The 18,636-nt window shown below is 72.3% G+C and carries 19 protein-coding genes; 18 read left to right on the forward strand and 1 reads right to left on the reverse strand.

The genetic code is table 11. The annotated features are described in order from the left end of the window. Positions 1 to 270: 270 nt before the first annotated feature. The 18 genes from AB0N02_RS45295 to AB0N02_RS45380 all read left to right on the forward strand — a co-directional run bounded on the left by AB0N02_RS45295 (position 271) and on the right by AB0N02_RS45380 (position 17,685). Positions 271 to 1,077 carry a 2OG-Fe(II) oxygenase family protein gene (locus tag AB0N02_RS45295; RefSeq protein ID WP_363960985.1) on the forward strand — a complete coding sequence of 269 codons (807 nt, stop codon included), beginning with the start codon at positions 271 to 273 and terminating at the stop codon, positions 1,075 to 1,077. Next, a complete protein-coding gene (locus AB0N02_RS45300; protein WP_363960987.1) occupies positions 1,061 to 2,110 on the forward strand; it encodes a hypothetical protein in 1,050 nt (349 codons plus the stop codon). The genes AB0N02_RS45295 and AB0N02_RS45300 overlap by 17 nt, the downstream gene beginning before the upstream one ends. Next, positions 2,103 to 2,996 (forward strand): aminoglycoside phosphotransferase family protein, encoded by an 894-nt coding sequence (locus tag AB0N02_RS45305; RefSeq protein ID WP_363960989.1) that lies wholly within the window; start codon positions 2,103 to 2,105, stop codon positions 2,994 to 2,996. Before AB0N02_RS45300 ends, AB0N02_RS45305 begins: the two co-directional genes overlap by 8 nt. Beyond that, positions 2,993 to 4,210: a type III PLP-dependent enzyme gene (locus AB0N02_RS45310; protein ID WP_363960991.1), complete on the forward strand. Its 1,218-nt coding sequence runs from the start codon at positions 2,993 to 2,995 to the stop codon at positions 4,208 to 4,210. The genes AB0N02_RS45305 and AB0N02_RS45310 overlap by 4 nt, the downstream gene beginning before the upstream one ends. Positions 4,211 to 4,244: 34 nt before the next feature. Beyond that, positions 4,245 to 5,483, forward strand: a complete 1,239-nt coding sequence (locus AB0N02_RS45315) for a hypothetical protein (RefSeq protein WP_363960993.1) — start codon at positions 4,245 to 4,247, stop codon at positions 5,481 to 5,483. Further along, complete coding sequence (locus AB0N02_RS45320; protein ID WP_363960995.1) at positions 5,480 to 6,412, forward strand: NAD-dependent epimerase/dehydratase family protein; 933 nt, start codon at positions 5,480 to 5,482, stop codon at positions 6,410 to 6,412. The genes AB0N02_RS45315 and AB0N02_RS45320 overlap by 4 nt, the downstream gene beginning before the upstream one ends. After that, positions 6,388 to 6,702, forward strand: a complete 315-nt coding sequence (locus AB0N02_RS45325; protein ID WP_363960997.1) for a hypothetical protein — start codon at positions 6,388 to 6,390, stop codon at positions 6,700 to 6,702. The genes AB0N02_RS45320 and AB0N02_RS45325 overlap by 25 nt, the downstream gene beginning before the upstream one ends. Beyond that, entirely contained in the window at positions 6,674 to 8,314 is a 1,641-nt protein-coding gene (locus AB0N02_RS45330; protein ID WP_363960999.1) for a GMC oxidoreductase, read from the forward strand. The genes AB0N02_RS45325 and AB0N02_RS45330 overlap by 29 nt, the downstream gene beginning before the upstream one ends. A gap of 80 nt (positions 8,315 to 8,394) precedes the next feature. Continuing rightward, entirely contained in the window at positions 8,395 to 9,402 is a 1,008-nt protein-coding gene (locus tag AB0N02_RS45335; RefSeq protein WP_363961001.1) for an ABC transporter ATP-binding protein, read from the forward strand. Beyond that, complete coding sequence (locus tag AB0N02_RS45340; RefSeq protein WP_363961003.1) at positions 9,389 to 10,159, forward strand: ABC transporter permease; 771 nt, start codon at positions 9,389 to 9,391, stop codon at positions 10,157 to 10,159. The genes AB0N02_RS45335 and AB0N02_RS45340 overlap by 14 nt, the downstream gene beginning before the upstream one ends. 42 nt (positions 10,160 to 10,201) lie before the next feature. Beyond that, positions 10,202 to 11,212, forward strand: a complete 1,011-nt coding sequence (locus AB0N02_RS45345; RefSeq protein WP_363961005.1) for a hypothetical protein — start codon at positions 10,202 to 10,204, stop codon at positions 11,210 to 11,212. Continuing rightward, complete coding sequence (locus AB0N02_RS45350) at positions 11,209 to 11,751, forward strand: hypothetical protein (RefSeq protein ID WP_363961007.1); 543 nt, start codon at positions 11,209 to 11,211, stop codon at positions 11,749 to 11,751. The genes AB0N02_RS45345 and AB0N02_RS45350 overlap by 4 nt, the downstream gene beginning before the upstream one ends. A gap of 38 nt (positions 11,752 to 11,789) precedes the next feature. Beyond that, positions 11,790 to 12,242 (forward strand): SRPBCC family protein, encoded by a 453-nt coding sequence (locus tag AB0N02_RS45355; RefSeq protein WP_363961009.1) that lies wholly within the window; start codon positions 11,790 to 11,792, stop codon positions 12,240 to 12,242. Positions 12,243 to 12,324: 82 nt separating this feature from the next. Next, positions 12,325 to 13,614, forward strand: a complete 1,290-nt coding sequence (locus AB0N02_RS45360; protein ID WP_363961011.1) for an aspartate aminotransferase family protein — start codon at positions 12,325 to 12,327, stop codon at positions 13,612 to 13,614. After that, complete coding sequence (locus AB0N02_RS45365) at positions 13,611 to 14,855, forward strand: acyl-CoA dehydrogenase family protein (protein ID WP_363961013.1); 1,245 nt, start codon at positions 13,611 to 13,613, stop codon at positions 14,853 to 14,855. Before AB0N02_RS45360 ends, AB0N02_RS45365 begins: the two co-directional genes overlap by 4 nt. A 49-nt stretch (positions 14,856 to 14,904) precedes the next feature. Then, positions 14,905 to 15,123: an acyl carrier protein gene (locus AB0N02_RS45370; RefSeq protein ID WP_363961015.1), complete on the forward strand. Its 219-nt coding sequence runs from the start codon at positions 14,905 to 14,907 to the stop codon at positions 15,121 to 15,123. Beyond that, positions 15,120 to 16,358, forward strand: coding sequence for a beta-ketoacyl-[acyl-carrier-protein] synthase family protein (locus AB0N02_RS45375; protein ID WP_363961017.1), 1,239 nt, complete (start codon positions 15,120 to 15,122; stop codon positions 16,356 to 16,358). Before AB0N02_RS45370 ends, AB0N02_RS45375 begins: the two co-directional genes overlap by 4 nt. 277 nt (positions 16,359 to 16,635) lie before the next feature. Continuing rightward, positions 16,636 to 17,685, forward strand: coding sequence for an SDR family oxidoreductase (locus AB0N02_RS45380; RefSeq protein WP_363961019.1), 1,050 nt, complete (start codon positions 16,636 to 16,638; stop codon positions 17,683 to 17,685). 107 nt (positions 17,686 to 17,792) lie between these two features. Here the strand turns inward: AB0N02_RS45380 and AB0N02_RS45385 are convergent, their stop codons facing one another. Then, a complete protein-coding gene (locus AB0N02_RS45385) occupies positions 17,793 to 18,395 on the reverse strand; it encodes a superoxide dismutase family protein (protein ID WP_363961021.1) in 603 nt (200 codons plus the stop codon). Between the last annotated feature and the right edge of the window lie 241 nt (positions 18,396 to 18,636).

Below are 18,636 nucleotides of genomic sequence, written 5' to 3' on the forward strand. Positions count from 1 at the left end.
TGAGTGCGCCCGTAATCCAGAAACATGAGTTTCCCTCGCGTACGCCATATCCGAGTTGTGCTGCGGACATTTAGGTGTGTAGCTAAGGGGCAACTTTGGGTTACTTTAACCCCGAAATTCATCATTTATTTGCTTTGATCATCTCCTATACACTCGCTCGCAATGCTGGTCGGGAGACCAGCGACTGACGGCCGCGCGATTCCGCTCTGCCTGGCATTCGCCCATCGCAAACTCTTCGTCACGACGGGGGATAACCTCGAAATGCCAAACATGGCCCTTGACTATGCTCGAGAACTACTCGGGGTCGGCTACGCGCGTATATCGCTGGACGCCGGGGAGGCCGCGCTCCTGGCCGCCGCCCTGGACGAGTGCCGGCGCTTCTTCTCCCTTCCTGACGAGACCAAGTCGCGCTACTCGAGCGCCGACTGCAACTTCGGCTACCGCCCGCTGGGCATGGAGTACTCGATAACCGCCGACCGGCCGGACCTCAACGACTGCTTCACCCTGTGGTCGGACCGGCTCGACCTCGTGCCGAACTCCGCGGAGCTGGCCTCGCTGACGGGCGCGCTCCTGCGCTGGCGCGACCACCTGTCCACGCTCGTCTCCGACGTTGTCGGCCAGGTCGCAGAGACCGTCGGCGGCGCCAAGGCGCCCCGGTTCGAGGCGGCGTCCTACCTGCAGGTCAACAACTACACCCACGCGGACGGGGAGCGTGACCTGCTCCAGGACCGGCACGAGGACGGTCACCTGGTCACCGTCATCCACACCACCGCCCCCGGGCTGGAGATCTGGCCGGGCGAGGAGTGCCTGCCGGTGGAGATGGCCCCGGACGAGGTCGTCCTGATGCCGGGCTCCGTCTTCGCCGACCTCAGCGGCGGCCGGGTCGGGGCGCTGGACCACCAGGTGCGCAACCTCGGCCTGGAGCGGCGCATGTCCCTGATGTACTTCGTGAACCCGGAGCTGACCGAGCCGCTGTACCCGTGGGTACAGGCCGACGGCGAGCCCCTCGTCGACCTGCGCGACAAGATCCGCAGCCACCCGGCCACCTTCGGACTGCCCTATGTCCCCGTCCTCTGACCTCCGCACCGTCCTCGTCGTCAGCTCCGGCGACGGCACGGGGCTGAACTTCTCCCGCTCGCTGGACCTCGCCGGGGGATACCGGACCGTCGGCGTCGACACGACGCTCGAGGACTTCCACGCCAGCGAGGCCGACACCCGCTACCTCATCTCCTGGGACGACCCCGCCGGGCTGGTGAAACAGGTCAACGACATCGCCGAGCGGGAGTCAGCGGACTTGATCTACGCCGCCGACACCAGCCCGGAGCTGCTGGCCCTCGCCGAGGCCCGCGACGACCTCGCGGCGCCGACCCTCCTGCCCGACCGGGACGACCACCGCCGGATGGAGGACAAGTGGACCACCCACCAGGCGCTCCAGCGGGCCGGGATACCCGTTCCCGACACCCTCCTGGTCACCTCGGAGTCCGACCTGGAGAGGATCATGGCCCGCCATCCACGGGTGTGGATGCGCCGCCGCAGCGGCAGCGGGGGAGCCGGATCGATCGCGACCGGGTCGATGCCGCTGGCCAGGGCCTGGCTCGACGAGCAGTCCGGGTGGGGGCAGTTCACCGCGGCGGAGAACCTGTCGAAGCGGACCGCCACGCTCAGCGGGCTCTGGAACGACGGTGAACTGGTCTGCTCCCAGCTCAGGGAGCGGGTCTCCTGGAAGTACTCGGCGCTGTCCGTCTCCGGCGTCACCGGAATCACCGGAGCCCAGCGGACCTTCTGGGACGAGGACCTCCACGAGCTCGCCGTACGCTGCGTGCGGGCGGTCTGCGCCCGCCCGCACGGGATCATCGGCGTCGACTTCACCTACGACCACGACGGCAGGGCGCTGCCGACCGAGGTGCAGCCCGCCCGCTTCTACTCCTCGATCTACTTCCTGGCCCGTCTCGGCCTCAACATGCCCGACCTGTACTGCAGGCTCGCCCTCGACGGCGCCCAGGCGATGCCCGACGCCCTGCCGAACCCGATCAGGGAGAGCCACTACTGGGTGAAGTCCGTGGACAAGCTCCCCAGGCTGCTGTCACCGGAGGAGTTCTCCCGTGGCTGAGTGGACGGCTGAGTGGACGCACCACGACCTGCGGCGGCTCTGCGCGGCCGGGCGGTCGATCACCAAGGGACCGCTGAACGACACCTACGCGGGCACCCTGGGCGGCCGGCCGGTGTTCGTCAGGCACCGTGTCCTCGACGACCCGGGATACGGTCAGACCTTCGCCGGCGAGCGGTACGTGAGCGCCCTGCTGTCCGGCCGGGTCAGGGTGCCGGAGGTCCTGCAGGTCGTGGCGGACGAGCAGGGCCGGGACCGGTTCGCCGTCTTCGAGTTCGTCGACGGGCGCGCCCCCGACTGGGAGGCGCCCGAGGTCCTGACCGCGCTGGCCGACCGGCTCCTCGCGATACACGCGATCCCGGCCGACGGCCTCGGTGACGTCGGCGGGGCGCTGAGCCGGACGGCGGTGCCCCGGTACCTGCTGGACCTCATCCGGCGGGAGTGCGAGCTGCTGCCCCGTCACGCCGGTGACCCGCTCATCGGCGCCCCGGACGCCCTGGCCGGGGCGATGGCCTGTTTCGAAGGGGAACGCCCCTGCCTGTGCCACGGCGACGTGCACCGGGAGAACTGGCTGGTCGACCAGGCCGGAGAGCTGTGGACGCTGGACTGGGAGGCGGCGAGGTTCCGGGTCGCGGCCGCGGACTTCAACCAGATGCGCGCCGGCTGGCTGACGGCCGGGCAGGAGGAGATCGTCCTGTCGCGCTACCTGGAGCGGTCCGGCAGGGATCGCGCCGTCTTCACCCGGCAGATCGCGATCCTGCGTCTCCTGTGGCACATCAGGACCTACAACTTCCAGGTCCTGGTCCGCGGCCGATCTCCGCGACGGCACCGGGAGAACCTGGACGCCGCGAACGTCCTCCTCGGCGAGATCCTGCGGGGTACCCCGTGACGGCCCGGCCGCCGCTGGCGGCGGATCACCCGGGCCGGAACGTTCCGGCGGGATCGCCGGAGGTCCCGGGGGCTCCGGACGACGCGCCCGTCGCGCCCGTCGCGGGGCTCGGCGGCGCGGGACTCGCGACCCCCTGCCTGATCCTCCACGAGGAGCTGGTCGGCGCGGCCGTGGAGGGATTCCGCAAGGCGTTCCCCTCGGTCGGGATCCACTACGCGGTCAAGTGCAACCCCGACCCGGAGCTGCTGCGGTACCTGCGGGAGCTGGGCTGCGACTTCGAGATCGCCTCCCACCCCGAGCTGGAACTGCTGACGAGCGTGGGCGTCGACCCCGCCGAGGTGCTCTACAGCAATCCCGTACGGCCGCGCGACCACATCTCCCGATGTCACGAGGCGGGGGTGTGGCGCTATTCCGTCGACTCGCCGCGCGAAATGGCGAAACTGTCACAGGCGGCTCCGGGCGCGCACGTCTACGCGCGGCTCGGCACCGATCTGGCGGCCAGCGTCGTGCCCAGCGAGGGGAAATTCGGCGTCTCCAAGGAGGAGGTCGTCCGTCTTCTCACCGAGGCCGAAAGATCGGGCCTGCATCCCCACGGAATAGCCTTTCACGTCGGTTCCCAGATGACGGACCCGCACGCCTGGGACGCCCCGATCCGTGACGCGGCCGAGATTATGGAACGGCTGGCGGAAAAAGGCATCAGAATCGCCATGCTGGACATCGGCGGCGGGTTTCCGGCGCGATATGACAAGCCGGTCCCCGGCATCCGGGAATTCGGCCGGCACATCACCGGTCTCCTGGACGCCCTGCCGTACCCGGTCCGGGTCGTCGCGGAACCGGGACGGGCGCTCGTGGCCGAGGCCGGGGTCATGGTCTGCCGGGTCATCCAGGTCGTCCGCCGGGGCGGGACCTGGTGGGCCCACACCGACCTGGGCGTCTTCAACGGGATGATGGAGGTCCTGGAGACCGCGGGAGCCCTCGCGTACCCGATCTCCGGTGAGCGGGAGACCGGTCCGGCCCGCAGATACAACGTCACCGGGCCCACGTGCGACAGCCAGGACACCTTCGCGCTCGGTGTCGAGCTGCCGGCCGACCTGGCGGAGGGCGACCTGCTGTTCGTCCGGTCCGCGGGCGCCTACACCACGGCCTACTCCTCGCAGTTCAACGGGTTCCTCCCGCCGCGGACCGTCCTGCGGCGCGCGCGGGATCTGGCGTGACCACCGATCGCCCCGATTTCGGAGAGTGAAGACAATGAGTGCCCTGACCGATGCCGAGGAGCTGCTCGGCGGCGTCGAGGACGCCGTGGCCGGGACCCCGTGCGAGGTCGTCACGGCCTGGAACATCGCGGGTCTCGAACTGGACGTGCGCTGCGGCGACCGCGCCCTGTTCGAGGCGCTGCACGCCTATCTCGGCTCGCACGCGGGCGCGCCGTCCGGGGCGCGGCCCGACGTCGAGATGACCTTCGTGGTCGACGACGAGCTCGCCGGACGGCTGGAGGCGGCGGCCCCCGGGCTCCCCGGCACCCGGCCCGCGATGATCTCGTACTGCAGCACGGAGAAGGGCTCGCTTCCCGTCGAGCACTGGCGGGCGGGCGGCGCCACGCTCCTGCGCACGCTGAAGACCCGGACCTGGCTGCTGGCCGACGCTGCCTACTCCCGCCTGGCCTTCGTCGTCGGCGGCGACTACCCGGCCAGGCCGACGGTCCACAAGGACCTCGCGCTGCTGGTCCTGCACGTGCTCCAGCGCACCCTGGAGGCCCGCGGGCAGCTGCAGATCCACGCCTCCGCCGTCGTCGTCGACGGCCAGGCCGTGCTGTTCTCCGGGCCGAAGCGCTCGGGCAAGACGACCTGCTTCCTCGACGCGATCGTCAGGACCGGCGCCCGGCCGCTGTCGGTGGACAAGGTCCACCTGGCCGCGGATCCGGTCACCGGGGGCTTCCAGGTGTTCGGCATCCCCACCCGCCTGCGGGTGCTGGCGGGAACGTTGCAGAAGTATCCGGGAAGCTGGGACGGCTTCATCCCCGAGGAGTACCGGGGGGTGGGCGAGGAGCGGCTCTGGCGCGGCGAGAGCGACTCCAAGGTGAGCATCCCGCTGACCAGCCTGCGCACGGTCACCGGCAAGGACTTCACGCTCCAGGCGCCGCTCGGCATGATCGTGCTGCCGGACGTCGCCCGCGGGCGCGAGCCCCTCCTGCGCGAGGTCACCGACCCGCTGGAGGTCGCCGAGCTCATGCGGCCCAACGTCTACACGCCGGACAACCCGGAGGAGGACTGGTGGTCCGGGATCGGCGAGCACCTGGCCGCCGACCTCCGGGCACGGGCCGAGGACTTCCTGGCGGGCATCGGCGCCACGGTGCCGATCCTGCGCCTGGAGGGGGCCGAGCGGATCGACCACCTGATCCAGGAGGCCCAGCGGAGGCTGCGCTCCCGCACGGCGGCCGCGGCCGAGGCGGAGGCCGAGACCGTGCCGACCGGCGTCCCGGGCTCGTGACCAGGGCACTGGTGCTGGGCGGCACCCGGTTCGTCGGGCGGGCCATCGTGGAGGCGCTGCTGCCCTCCTGCGAGGTGACCGTGCTCAACCGGGGAACCCGGCCCCTGTGGGATCCGCGGATCGCCCAGGTGACGGCGGACCGGCGGGACGCCGCCCGGACGCGCGCCGCCCTGGACGGGGACCACGACGTGGTGGTGGACGTCTCGGGCACCGAGCCCGTCCACGTGCGCAACGTCCTGGGCACGCCCGCGGTGACCGGAGCCGCCCGCTACGTCTACGTCAGCTCGGCCTCGGTCTACGAGCGCGGGCACGCGGGTCCGCCGTTCCGGGAGGGCGACCCGGCGGGCGGCGACTCCCTCTGGGGCGGCTACGCCGAGGCCAAGGCGGAGTGCGAGCGCCTGCTGTCCGGCCTGTCCGGCCCGGAGCTGACGATCCTGCGCCCGCCCTACGTCTACGGTCCCCACAACACCGAGCCGCGCGAGCGGTTCCTGTGGGCCCGGATGCTCGCCGGGCAGCCGGTCTTCGTGCCGGGCGAGGGCCGTACCAGGATCCAGTTCTGCCACGTCTCCGACCTGGCCCGCACCGTGGCGGCGGCGTGCGCGGCGGAGCTGGAGCCCGGGACCTACAACATCGGAGAACCCGGATCCCGCACGTTCGCGGAGTATCTGGACGTCCTGGCGGAAACGTCCGGGACGACGCCCCGGCTGGTCCACGTCACCGGCGCGGGCGTGCCGGCGCGGGACTACTTCCCCTTCCGCGACCTGGAGCTGACGCTCGACACGACACGCCTGGACCGGACGGGGGCGGGGGCGCGCACCCCGCTCGCCGACGGCCTCCGCCAGACGCTCACCTGGCTGCGCGAGTTCGGCTCCCTGGCCGACGAGCCGACCGAACAGGAGAAGGCATGGCGCGCGACGACGACGGCCTAGCGGGCGTCGTGACGGCCGTACTGCGCTCCTACGGCCTGCCCGACGCGGGGACGGAGCCGCTCGCCGGGGAGGCGCTGCGGGCGGCGCGGGCCCGGGGGCTCGGCTCGCGGGCCCTCGCCGGGGCGGGCGTCCGCGACTGGAACGACCTCCGGCGGGTCCTGGAAGGCCACGACGAGGAACTGCGCGCGTCCGCGGAGTCGGTGTGCGCCTGCGTGAACGACGTGCTGTTCTCGTCCCCGCGGTGGCGGAGGGAGGTGGGCTATGAACACCCGATGGACGAGCTCCGCTGACGCCGTCGTCGTCGGCTTCGGGCTCACCGGCGCCCCCGTCCTCGAACGGCTGCTCGAGGAGGGCGGCGCGAACGACGTCGTGGTCCTCGACAGGGGCGCGTTCTGGGAGCCCGCCGAGCACTCCTTCCCCGACGAGCGCAGCCTGGCCCTCGAACGCCCGCTCACGGTCGACCCCGAGGAGGACCACGTGCTCCTGCGGGTCCCCGGCGGCCAGACGCGGCTGCGCAAGTGGTGGTCGGCCAGGCTGGCCGGCGGCGGCTCCTGGCTCTGGTACGGCCAGCTGTCCCGCTTCCGCCCGAGCGACCTGCGGATGCGCTCCTCGTCCGGCGACGCCCTCGGCCCCGAGGTGCGCGACTGGCCCCTGGACTTCGCCGAGCTGGAGCGGGCCTACACCCGCGTCCAGGAACGGCTCGGGCCCTTCGGCTGCTCCTACGGGCACACCGCGCCCGCCTACCGGGAGTTCGACGGGGGACCGTACCTGGAGCGGCCCGGGCCGAGTCACCTCGAACGCCTGATGGTCGACAGGTTCCGGCGCGACGGCCTGAACGCCTACGTCGGGCAGAGCTGCCTCGGCGGGCGTGCCTGGGACAGCTGCCCGGTCTCACCGGTCACCGGACACCCCGCCGACCGCGAACGGCCGATGCTGGCGCGCCCCAACTGGTACGTCGGCCTGTACGGCAGGCTGCGGACCGACCCGCGGGTGCATCTGATGGGCGGCTCCTACGTCTCCAGGATCCTGGTCGAGGCGGGAGAGGTCCAGGGCGTCGAGTTCGTCGGCCGCGACGAGAGCGGGGACCTGCGGACGAGACGGATCAGGTGCGGCACGGTCGTGCTGGCCCCCGGAGCCCTGGAGACCGCGCGGATCCTGCTCAGCTCGGACCTGCCCAACCGCAACGGGCTGCTCGGCCGGAGGTTCACCTTCACCCTGGAACGCACCGGCTACCTGGTGACCGCGGAACCGAGGAACCGGGAACTGACCGACCGCCTGGCGGGACTCTACGGAAACGTCGTGATCAAGGACTTCTACGACCTCGGGGACGCCGGGCCGCTGCGCAAGGGCGGCAAGTTCGCCCTCTACGACGCCTACGTCGCCGAGACGCCGTCCAGGCACGTCCGCAACCTGAAGATGTTCGGCCCCGAGCTCGCGCGGTTCCTGCGCGCCGAGAGCGGCCGCTACGTGGTCAAGGCCAGCTTCAAGGGCGAGTCCCTGCCCTCGACCGGCAAGTTCGTCTCGCTGAGCACGCGCAGGAACTCCTTCGGGGCCAGGGTGCCCGCGGTGACCTACGCGCCGCATCCGGCGGACCTCCTCCTGCAGGACCACGTCACCAAGCTCTTCGCCCGGCTGGGGCGGGCGCTGGGAGCCGTCGAGACCCGGGTGCACGCAGCCCCGGCGGGCGCCGACGTGGTCTCCGCCCACCACCACGGCGGGGCGGTCTTCGGTGAGAGCGCCTCGGACGCCGTGCTGGACCGCGACTGCGAGTGTTTCGAGGCCAGGGGGCTCTTCGTGGTCGACTCCAGCTTCATGCCGACCTCCGGCGCCACCAACTCGTCCCTGACGGCCATGGCGAACGCCCACCGGGTGGCCGGTGTCATCGCGGCGCGGCTGCGGTGAGCGGCGTCACCCGCGGGGGCGGGCGGGCCGCGTTCCCGGAACACACGACGTCCCCGGAACACACGACGGCGGAGGAACGGATGCGCGGCGACGCTCCCGGCGGCGGACGGCCCGGCGCGCCGGTCCTCCTGACGGTCACGGACCTGTCCTTCGCCTACGGCGAGTCCTCCGAGCCGGTCCTGACCGGGGTCGCACTGACCCTCCGGGCGGGCGAGGCACTGGGAGTCCTCGGCCGCAACGGAGCGGGCAAGAGCACCCTGATCAACGCGGTCCTGGACATCGTGCCCGGCAGGCGCGGCGGAAGGATCGTCCTGGGAGAGGCGGGGGAGGGCGACGACCTGGGCGGGAGCACCGGGAGCACCGAGGGCACCAGGGGCACCAGGGGCGCCGGGGGCGCCGGGGGGACCGCCGCCCGGCGGCACATCGGCGTCGCGGGCCAGCGGATCTCGCTCTACAAGAAGCTCACCGTCGCCGAGAACCTCACGCACGCCGCGCGGCTCGTCCTGCCGCGCCGGGACGTCGCCGCGGCGGTCGGGCGCGCGGTCGAGGACTTCGGCCTCGCCCGGGTCGCGCGGACCCCGGTGCACCGCCTGTCCGGAGGGTGGGAGCGGCTGTCCCACATCGCGGCGAGCTTCGTCCACGCCCCCCGGGTCCGCTTCCTCGACGAGCCCACCACCGCACTCGACTTCGAGACCAGGTCCCGGCTGGTGACCCTGATGGCGCGATGGCGGGACGCGGGCGACGCGATGATCGTGACCTCGCACTACCCCGAGGACATCGAGGAGATGTGCACCCACGTCGCGGTCGTCTCCGGCGGCACCGTCGTCGGCGTCGGCCCGCTGCCGGACCTGCTCGGCGGCTACCGCAGCGAACTGCTGGTGCGGGTGGAGTCCCGCGGCGGCCCGGCGACGCTGCGCGCCCCGGCGCCCACGACGGTGGCCGAGGCCGCCGAGACCTTCGCCCGCTGGGCGCGGGACCCGGAACACGGCGGCTCGGCCGTCGAGTCCGTACGGCTCACCAGCCGGAACCTGCGGGAGATCATCTCCATGGACCCCGACCTTCGCGGGAGCGTCGTTGAGAACGACTGAGGAAACGGCCGGCTTCCGGTCCCTGGTCGCGGGCTACGCGACGACCGAGCTGCTGATCCTGTGGCGGATGCGCACCCCGCTGGTCTTCATGTTCGCGGTGCCGGCGACCCTGGCCTTCACCCTCGGGTCGGCCGTGGCCGGATCCGGCAGTCACGGGCGCGCCATGCTCGGGATCGCCGTCATGTTCAGCTTCACGACCGCCCACTACACGGGCCTGGCGCTGTTTCGCGAGTTCGGCAGCAACACCTGGGTACGGCAGGCGCTCTACCGGCCGTCGCGGGCGGCCTTCCTGCTCGGCAAGATCCTTCCCATCGCGGGGATCGGCCTGGTGCAGCTGAGCCTCTTCGCCGTCATCGCCGTCGTCTTCTACGGCACGCCCGTCCACGGCTCGCTGTGGCAGCTCCTCGCGGTGGCGGTCGCGCTGCTGGGCGTGAGCTGCGCCATGGGGGTGGTCCTCTATCTCGTCACCAGCGACACCTCGACCTTCGAGAGCCTGTTCTACATCTTCCTGATCACCGCGGGAAGCGTCGGGGGCGCGATCGTGCCGGACGCGAACCTGCCCGCCGTGTCCCGGGCGGTGGGATTCCTGACACCGCACCACTGGGCGCTGCGCGCGCTGGACGAGGCGACGGTCGGCCGGGGGGAGTGGGCCCCCGTCCTGCAGGCGATCGGCGTCCTGGGCGGCTGCGCCGTGATCCTCGGGGTCGTCGCCGCGACGGCCTTCGACTACCGGCGCCAGAAATACGACCTGTACTGACGGCCCGGCCGAACGATGGCCGGCACCGGCCAAGGAGGCTCCTTGACATCCCTTGAAGACATGGCGCGACATCTCGGCGCGCGACTCGCCGCGCACGGGAGGACGCTCGACGATCTCGTCGCGGAGGTGGACACCAGTTTCGGCGAACCCGTGCTGATGTCGGCGGCCGGTTCGGTGGTGCACGGGTTCGGCACCCCGATGAGCGACATCGACGTCCACGTCGTCGTCGAGAGCTCGACGGTGACGGGCCTGCCCATCACGTCGTTCACCCTCGGCGTCGCCGTCGACGTGAACTACATCCGGGCCGAGTCGATCCGGCGCGCCGCCGACGCCCTGCGGAACCCCGAGGCCCCTAAGTCGCGGGACCGCGCCGCCTGGCGGGACTACCGGAGGAAGCTCGCCCAGCTCAACCGGCTCATCCTCGGCCACCCCCTGCGAGGCGGCGAGGACTGGCTCGACTGGCAGCGGGACAGGCGGCGGCCGGTGGCCGAGGCGACGGTGCGGTGGTGGCGCGCCGAGGCGGTCCGCTACCGCCTCGCCTGCGAGCTGCTGCGCGACACGAGGCCGACGGCCGCGGCCGAACGGCTCGGCAGGGCGGGGGTCGCGGCCCTCGACGCCCTGGCCACCGCCCGGGGGGAGGTCTGCTTCGGGCAGAAATGGGTGGGCGCCAAGCTGGAACGGCTGGGCGACGCCGAGCTGCTCTCGCTGTACGGGCGCTTCCTCGACCTGCCCGTGAACGCCGCCGAGGCGCGGACCTACCTGCGCGAGGCGGGCGCCCTCTTCGCCGGGCTGGCCGCCCGCCTGGACCTGCCCGCCGACCCGGAGGTCGGCCTGAGCCCCGCTGCCGGGCTGGAGACGTGGCGCAGCCACGGCGACCGCGCGCTCGTCCACCGCTGGGCGCTGCGCGGAGTCGAGGTACGGACCCGGGACGTCGAGTTCCTCGGCGATCCCGGCTGGAACTGGACGGGCAGGAGCGGCGAGATGACCGAGACGCACCGGCTCCTGGCCGGGGAGGACCTGCTGTGGCTGTCGATCGACTGGAGCACGGTGTGAACGACGCTGTGAACGACGGTGCCGGCGACCGGGTGGAGCACATCCGGGTCCGTGAGCCGCGCAGATGGGGCGCCTTCCAGTGTTTCGGCGTCTTCGAGCTGCTCTTCGAGGTTCACGCGAGCTACGAGGACCTGCTCGGCACCCTGGACGAGGGCTTCCTCCCGGTCGCGAAGTTCGTCGCCAGGGACACCGTGGTCCGCGCGCTGGCGATCCGTTCCCTGCTGCGCGAGGGGTTCCCGCCCGACGAGCACGACCCGCTGGCCGACCCGTACGCGGGCCTCACCGAGGACGAGATCGAGCACGGGCTCGCCGCGGCCCGCGCCGTGGCACTGGCCGGCGACATCCCGGCGGCCCGGGAGGCCGCGGAGCGGGTGGGCCGCTACGTCGCCGAGCTGGAACGCGACCTCGGCTTCGAGACGCCGCCCGCCTCGATCCGCGGCCGGACGGGCCTGTTCCCCGCGCTCAGGCTGACCAGGACGCTGCTGCCCCTCAACGAGGCCACCGGACTTCCCATCGCGTTTCCCGCGGCGTGGACCTGACGGTCCCCGGGATCCGCCCGCACGAAGGAGAGAAGAAAGTGCCCACCGTAACGACATCGCACACGAGCACCGAGCCGGCGCAGCGGATCTGGGAGGTGCTGCTCGACTGCGAGGAGTTCCCCTCCTACATGGACGAGGTGGTCGACGTGACGATCCTCGACCGATCGGGCTCGAACAGGACCAGCCGATGGGCGGTGCTGCTGAAGGGCTCCGAGCTGGAGTGGGTCGAGCGGGACACCGTGGACCACGAACGGCGCCGGATCGAGTTCGAACAGATCGAGGGCGACCTGGCCTACTTCGACGGGTACTGGCAGGTCACCGACGACGGGGCGGGCCAGACGACGATCGAGCTGCACGTCGAGTTCGACATCGGCATCCCGCTGATGGCGGACATGCTCAACCCGGTCGCGGCCCGCGCGCTGGAGGAGAACTCCAAGGCCATCCTGAACCGGCTGAGCAACCGCAACAGCGACGTCAGCCCGGTGGCCTGACCGCGTCCGCGCCCCAGAGGCAGGGAGCCCGCGCCTCGAGACGCGGGGAGAACGCAGGGAAAGGGAAACGTTGGATCGCCACGTGCTGGAACCGCCCGCCCCACCGGGGACGGCGGCTCCCGACATCGCGCGGGTCACCTTCCGGAGGATTCAGCGGCACATGTCCCCGGGACTCGCCCTGAGCGGCAAGTTCGCCGGTCAGGGCGCGGTCGAGACGGACGCGTCCGGCTGCGAGGTGCGGCTGTCCGACGGCCGCACGGCGCTGGACTTCGGCTCGTACGCGGTGACCCTCCTGGGACACCGGCACCCGGCCGTGGTGGCCGCGGTGCGGCGGCAGCTCGACGTCATGCCGACCTCGACCAGGACCCTCGCCAACCCGGTCGCCGCGCTGGCGGCCGAACAGGTGACCGCCTACCTGGGCGGCCATCTCGGCGGGGCCCTGAACAGGGTCTACTTCGGCCTCAACGGAGCCGACGCCGTCGAGGCCGCCGTGAAACTCGCCCGCCTGGCGACCGGCAGGCGCGTCGTCGTCGCGGTGGAGGGCGGATACCACGGCAAGTCGCTCGGCGCGCTCGGCCTGACCCACCACGACCGCTTCCGCGACGGGCTGGGCGACCTGCTGGGCGGCGTGACGCACATCGCCCCGGACGACCCCGAGGCGGTGGCACGGGTGACCGCCGAGACGGACGTCGCGGCGATCGTCTTCGAACCCGTGCAGGGGGAGAACGGCGTGCGCCCGCTGGAGACCGGCGTGCTGCGGCGCTGGATCGCCGACGCCCGCCGGGCCGGCGCCTTCGTGATCTCCGACGAGATCCAGTGCGGCCTGCGGCGGTGCGGCGACCCCTCGGTCGCGCTCGCGGCCGGGCTGGAGGTGGACGCGGTGCTGCTGGGCAAGCCCCTCGGCGGCGGGGTGGTGCCGATCTCCGCCCTGGTCTGCTCGGACGCCCTCTACGAGCCGCTGCTGAAGGATCCGTTCCGGCACACCGCGACCTTCGGCGGCCACCCCCTGGGGATGGCGGCGGTCCCGGTGTCGCTGGCCGAGGTCGAGGCCGCCGCCGGCCACGGCGCGGAGCTGGCCCGCCTGATGGGGGAGGGACTGCGGACGCTGCGCGCGAACCGTTCCGGGCTGGTCACCGACGTCCGGGGCAGAGGCCTGCTGTGGGGGATCGACTTCGCGGGCCCCGAGCTGGCCGGTGAGATCCAGATGGGACTGGCCCGGCGCGGCCTGCTGGTGTCCCCCTGCCTGAGCAGGCCGGAGACACTCCGGCTGCTTCCGCCGCTGGTGGCGGGCCCGCCCGAGATCGCCCGGGCGATGGCCACGCTGGACGAGACCCTGGAAGAGGCCGGAGCGGCATGGGGAGGACCGGCGTGAGCACCGACCCCGATCTCTTCGCCGAACTCTGGCCCGACATCGGCGAGCTCATGCCCGCCGACGCCCTGGAGCGCTTCGCGGCCGGCGCGGCGCGGGCCGACGAGGACGGGCGGCCCTGCCCCGGCAGCCTGGATCTGCTGCGGGAGCTGGGCTGGCCCGCCTTCGCCATCCCCACCCCCTTCCAGGGCAGGGGCGCGAGCCTGCTGGAGTCCTGCGCGGCGCAGCGCCTGCTGGGGCGGGCGGACCCGGCGCTCGCGGTGGCGGTGAACATGCACATCTTCACCATCGGCCTGACGGTGGAGCACTGGCGGCGCAACACCGACGTGTCGTGGCTGCTCATCGAGGCCATCGCGACCCAGAACCGGCTGGTCGCCTCCGCCTTCGCCGAGCCGAACCTGGGCGGCTCGGCGACCAGGTCGACGCTGATGGCCGAACGGGTACCGGGCGGCTGGGAGGTGACCGGCAAGAAGTACCCGTGCTCGCTGGCCGCGGAGGCGGACCTGGTCTGCCTCCAGGTGGCGGCCCCCGCGCAGGACGGCGGCCCACCGCAGGTCCTCGTCGCGATGCTGCCGACCAACGCCCCCGGGCTGAGCGTGGTGGAGAACTGGGACGCGATGGGCATGCGCGGATCCGCCTCCAACACCCTGGTCCTGGACCGCTGCGTGATCCCCGACGAACTGGTCTTCTACCAGGCTCCGGCGGGCGCCGAGGACGACGACGTCCTGGCCGCCGGCGTGATCTGGTTCTCCCTGACGGCGACCGCGGTCTACCTCGGGCTCGCGGAGTCGGCCCTGAGCGCCGGGCGCCGCCTGCTCGGCGCCCAGCGGATCGCGCACCTCGGCAGCGCCAGGGCCGAGCTGCCGAGCTACCAGGCGGTGCTGGGCGATCCCGTCGCGGAGCTGCTGACCCTTGAGGCGGGCTGCGCCGCCGTCGCGGCCCGGATGGACGACCGGGCCGACCCGCAACGTCTCCTGCCGGCCGCGCTCGCGGTCAAGCAGCAGGCGGTGCGCACGGTGCCCGCCCTCGTGGCGGCGGTGGCGGAGGCGTGCGGCGGCGCGTCCTACGCCCGCCGGGGCGAGCTGGCGCGGCTGTGGCGGGACGCCCAGGCCATCCGCTTCCATCCGCCGACCCCCGTGGCGACCCGGCAGTTCCTCGGCAGGCGGGCACTGGGGGTGCCCGCCTCACTCGACCTGGACGAGTGCGCGCCCTCCCTGGCCTCCCGGCCGCCGACCTCGAAGTGACGAACGCGATGAAAGAACTGAGATGAACCGAGCCGAACTATCCGAGTTGATGATCGAAAAGGTGGCCGAGGTACTGGGGGTCGACCGGGCCGAGATCGGCGAGCAGACGGACCTGGGCGCGGAGTACGCCGTCGACAGCCTGGAACTCATGGAGATCGGCGCGCGGCTGGAACGGGCGCTCGGCGTCCGGATGCAGATCGAGGACCTCCTCGAGATGAAGAACATCGGCCACGCCGTCGACCTGGTGGCCGTACGGATCTCGGCGTGACCGGCGTGAACGGCAGGCGACGGGTCGCGGTGACCGGCGTCGGGGTGAAGTCGCCCGCGGGCAACACCGTCGAGGACCTGCTCGAGCGGCTGAAGGAGGCCCGGTCCACCGCGGCGACGGTGGAGGAGCTGGCCGGGAACGGGGTCGCGGTGACGTTCGCGTGCACCGTTCCCGAGTTCGACCTCGACCGTTACGTCATCCTCCGCCAGCGGCGCCAGATGGACCGCGGCACCACGCTGGCCCTGGCCGCCGCGGTGGACGCCGTGGAGAGCGCCCGCCTGGGAGACCTCGCGGCGCCCGAGCGCGTCGGGGTCGCGGTCGGCACCGGGACCGCCGGCCTCGGCGCGACCGAGGAGGTGCTGCGGCACTGCGAGCACGACCCGGCCAGGATCCCGGCGTTCACCGTGCCGCAGATCATGGCGAACTCCGCGGCGGCGCGGATCGGCATGCGGCTGGGGGCCAGGGGGACCGCGCTGACCTACGCGACCGCCTGCGCCAGCGGAGCCACGGCCATCGGCGAGGCCATGCTCAAGATACGTTCCGGCGAGTGCGACGTCATGATCGCCGGAGGTGCCGACGCCCCGGTCACGCCGATGGTGATGGCCGCCTTCGCGCGGATCGGCGCGCTGTCCGGGCGCAACGACGACCCGCGGGCGGCCAGCCGCCCCTTCGACGCCGACCGCGACGGCTTCGTGATGGGGGAGGGCGCGGCCTTCATGGTGCTGGAGGACTGGGAACACGCGGAGCGGCGGGGAGCCGCCATCCTCGGCGAGATGCTCGGCTACGGGAGCACCTCCGACGCCCACCACATCGTCGCCCCCCGGGAGGACGGCGCCGTCGCCGCCGCCTGCATGGCCAGGGCCGTCAAGGACGCCGGGCTCTCCTTCGCCGACATCGGCCACGTCAACGCGCACGGCACCTCCACCCACCTCAACGACCGGGCGGAGGCCCGCGCGCTCGCCTCCTGCTTCGCGGACGGCTGCCCGCCCGTGACCGCCCCGAAGGGGGTCGTCGGCCATCTGATCGGCGCCGCGGGGGCACTGGAGGCGGTGATCTCACTCGGCGTCGCCGCCGAGGGACTGGTGCCGCCGGTGGCCAACTTCGGCACGAGCGAGTGCGCCGACGGGATCGACCTCGTCACGGGAACACCGAGGAAGATCACCTCCCCGGTGGCCCTGTCCAACTCCTTCGCCTTCGGCGGCCACAACGTGTCCCTGGTGCTGAGGGCCGCTTGACCTCATCCCCTCCCTGAAGGGAGGGGATTCCCACGATCGCCCGCAGGGTTTCCTGTTTCACCGCCGGACGCCCGCCCGAAAAGGATCTTTCGTTGAGGTCTTACACCAGCTCCGCAGGCGTTTCACCTCTCCGCCGGCCCGGCGGCGAGGGGGAAGCCGATCGTGCAGGTGGCGGCTTGGTTATCGCCGCCACCGAACACATTATCGAATCCTGCGGCGTCGCGCCGCGTTTCCTCCTGGCCCTGAAGGACCGGGTTTCCACGCTTAAGGAGTTTCGATGAGCGCCGCGGCCGGAGGCGACGGGATGCGGATCCTGCTGACCGGGGCGACGGGGGTGGTGGGCACGGAGCTGTCCCGCGCCCTCCGAGGGGTGTCCGGGCACGTCGAGCTCGTACGGGTGGCCAGGCGGCCGCAGTACGAGGGCGACGTCCGCTGGGAGATCGGCCGGGAGCCGCCCCCCGGGGAACTGCGGGGGCACTGGGACGTCGTCGTGCACGCCGCGGCGTCCACCCGGTGGACGATGACCAGGCAGGAGGCGGTGGAGTCCAACATCGGCCCGGCCGAGGCCGTGCTCGGCCTGCTCGACCCCGGTACCCACCTGGTGCACGTCTCCACCGCGTACGTGGGCGGATCGGACGTCCCTCCCTCCTCCAAGCCCGACGAGTTCGGGCGCTACCGCAACGGATACGAGTGGTCCAAGGCCCGGTGCGAGGAGGTGGTGGGCGAGCGTCACGGCGGCCCCACCACGATCGTGCGGCCGCCGCTGATCCTGGGGCGCGGCGACGACGGGTCGATAGCCCGTTTCTCCGGTCCCTACACGCTGCTGCAGACCCTGGTCTCCGGGCTGGCTGCGGCGGTGGTCGGCGAGCCCGGGGGATACGCCGAGGTGGCGCCGGTCGACCAGGTGGCCGAGGTGATCCTGAACGCCGCCCTGGGGCCGCCGCCGGAGGGGACGAGGATCGAGACGATCGCCGGCGGGAGCAACTGCATGACCCTGCAGGAGCTGCTCGACATCACCTGCCGGACGCTCAACGGCTGGCGCGAGGAGCGCGGGATCCCGCCCGTCGCCGTGCCGCCGTTCATCTCGCCGAGGCGATGGCACCGCTTCTTCCTGCCCTTCGCCGAGCAGCACCTGTCGCCGATCCAGCTCCAGGCGGTGCGTCTGCTGGGCATGTTCGAGAGTTACACGAGCATGGCCGACCCCTTCGAGCCGACGCACCAGGTGGCCGACCCGGCCGCCCTCCTCGTGCGCTCCGTCCTGTGGTGGGCCGACGCCAAGCCGCGCCTGGCCTCGCGGATCTCCGAGCCCTGGGGGATCGTCGGCTGAAAGGGGGCCCTGTGCCCAGGGCTCGCGGACCCGCCGGAAGGAGGGCCGCGAGACCCGGGCCCGGGTCTCGCTGGTGAGGCTCGCCGGGGCCGGCGCCCGGTGACGGGTCAGTGCTCGGTGATCACGCCGCAGCCGACCCGGCCGCCGGAGTCACCGGTCTTGAGCGTCGCCTCGTCGGGCCCGGCCTTGCCGCCCGCGTCGGCGTAGCGGCCGGGGATGTTGGCGTGGTTGTCGGCGAGCGCGTGGACGATGACCGCGCTGCCGTCCTTGTCGAAGAGCTGGTCGACCCGGAAGCGGTCGGTCACCACCGAGGCGCTCCCCGTGCCGTCGGCGCCGACCAGGAGGGCGGGCAGGTCGCCGGAGTGGTCGGCGTGGCTGCCGGTGCCGAGGTTGAAGTGGCCGCCCGCGCTGAAGAACGGGCTGCCGGTCGCCGGGTCGGTGGACTTGGGGTCGCAGATTCCGGTGGCGTGGACGTGGAAGCCGTGGTAGCCCGCGGTCAGGCCCTTGACGGCCACGATCACCCGGGACTTGCCGTACCGTTCGCGCTCGATCCTGAGCGAGCCGACGGTCGCCCCGTCGACGTTCTTGATCACGGCGAAGCCCTGGCGGCCGGGGCCGTTCGGCGCCGACTCGGCCAGCGCCGCGGCGCCGACGGAGACGACGCCCACGCCGAGCGTCACGATCAGAGCCAGATGGGTCTTGCGGAACATGGCAGGCCTCCCTGTTGGTCCGTGCGGGCTCTCGTAGTGGGATCCTGCTCCACACCCCTGCGCCGATGCTCGTATCTGGCTGGCGTTGAACGGTAAAGGGCACGCAAAGCATGGTGCGCCCGGACGCGGCGGGTGTTCCGGGGTGCTCACCGTGTCCGGGCGGCCGGCCGTACGCCTTCTTCAGGGAATCCCAGAAACCGTCGTTGTCGGAAATCGTGGAAACAGCCATGACGTGCACCGT

This window comes from Streptosporangium sp. NPDC051022, assembly GCF_040683035.1.
In the GTDB taxonomy this organism is placed as follows: Bacteria; Actinomycetota; Actinomycetes; order Streptosporangiales; family Streptosporangiaceae; genus Streptosporangium.

What these genes read in the sequence shown, in the direction of transcription:
- AB0N02_RS45300 (WP_363960987.1), top strand. Translation starts at nt 1,061, where the DNA reads ATGTCCCCGTCCTCTGACCTCCGCACCGTCCTCGTCGTCAGCTCCGGC.
- AB0N02_RS45325 (WP_363960997.1), top strand. Translation starts at nt 6,388, where the DNA reads ATGGCGCGCGACGACGACGGCCTAGCGGGCGTCGTGACGGCCGTACTG.
- AB0N02_RS45335 (WP_363961001.1), top strand. Translation starts at nt 8,395, where the DNA reads ATGCGCGGCGACGCTCCCGGCGGCGGACGGCCCGGCGCGCCGGTCCTC.
- AB0N02_RS45295 (WP_363960985.1), top strand. Translation starts at nt 271, where the DNA reads ATGGCCCTTGACTATGCTCGAGAACTACTCGGGGTCGGCTACGCGCGT.
- AB0N02_RS45385 (WP_363961021.1), bottom strand. Translation starts at nt 18,395, where the DNA reads ATGTTCCGCAAGACCCATCTGGCTCTGATCGTGACGCTCGGCGTGGGC.
- AB0N02_RS45315 (WP_363960993.1), top strand. Translation starts at nt 4,245, where the DNA reads ATGAGTGCCCTGACCGATGCCGAGGAGCTGCTCGGCGGCGTCGAGGAC.
- AB0N02_RS45370 (WP_363961015.1), top strand. Translation starts at nt 14,905, where the DNA reads ATGATCGAAAAGGTGGCCGAGGTACTGGGGGTCGACCGGGCCGAGATC.
- AB0N02_RS45380 (WP_363961019.1), top strand. Translation starts at nt 16,636, where the DNA reads ATGAGCGCCGCGGCCGGAGGCGACGGGATGCGGATCCTGCTGACCGGG.
- AB0N02_RS45330 (WP_363960999.1), top strand. Translation starts at nt 6,674, where the DNA reads ATGAACACCCGATGGACGAGCTCCGCTGACGCCGTCGTCGTCGGCTTC.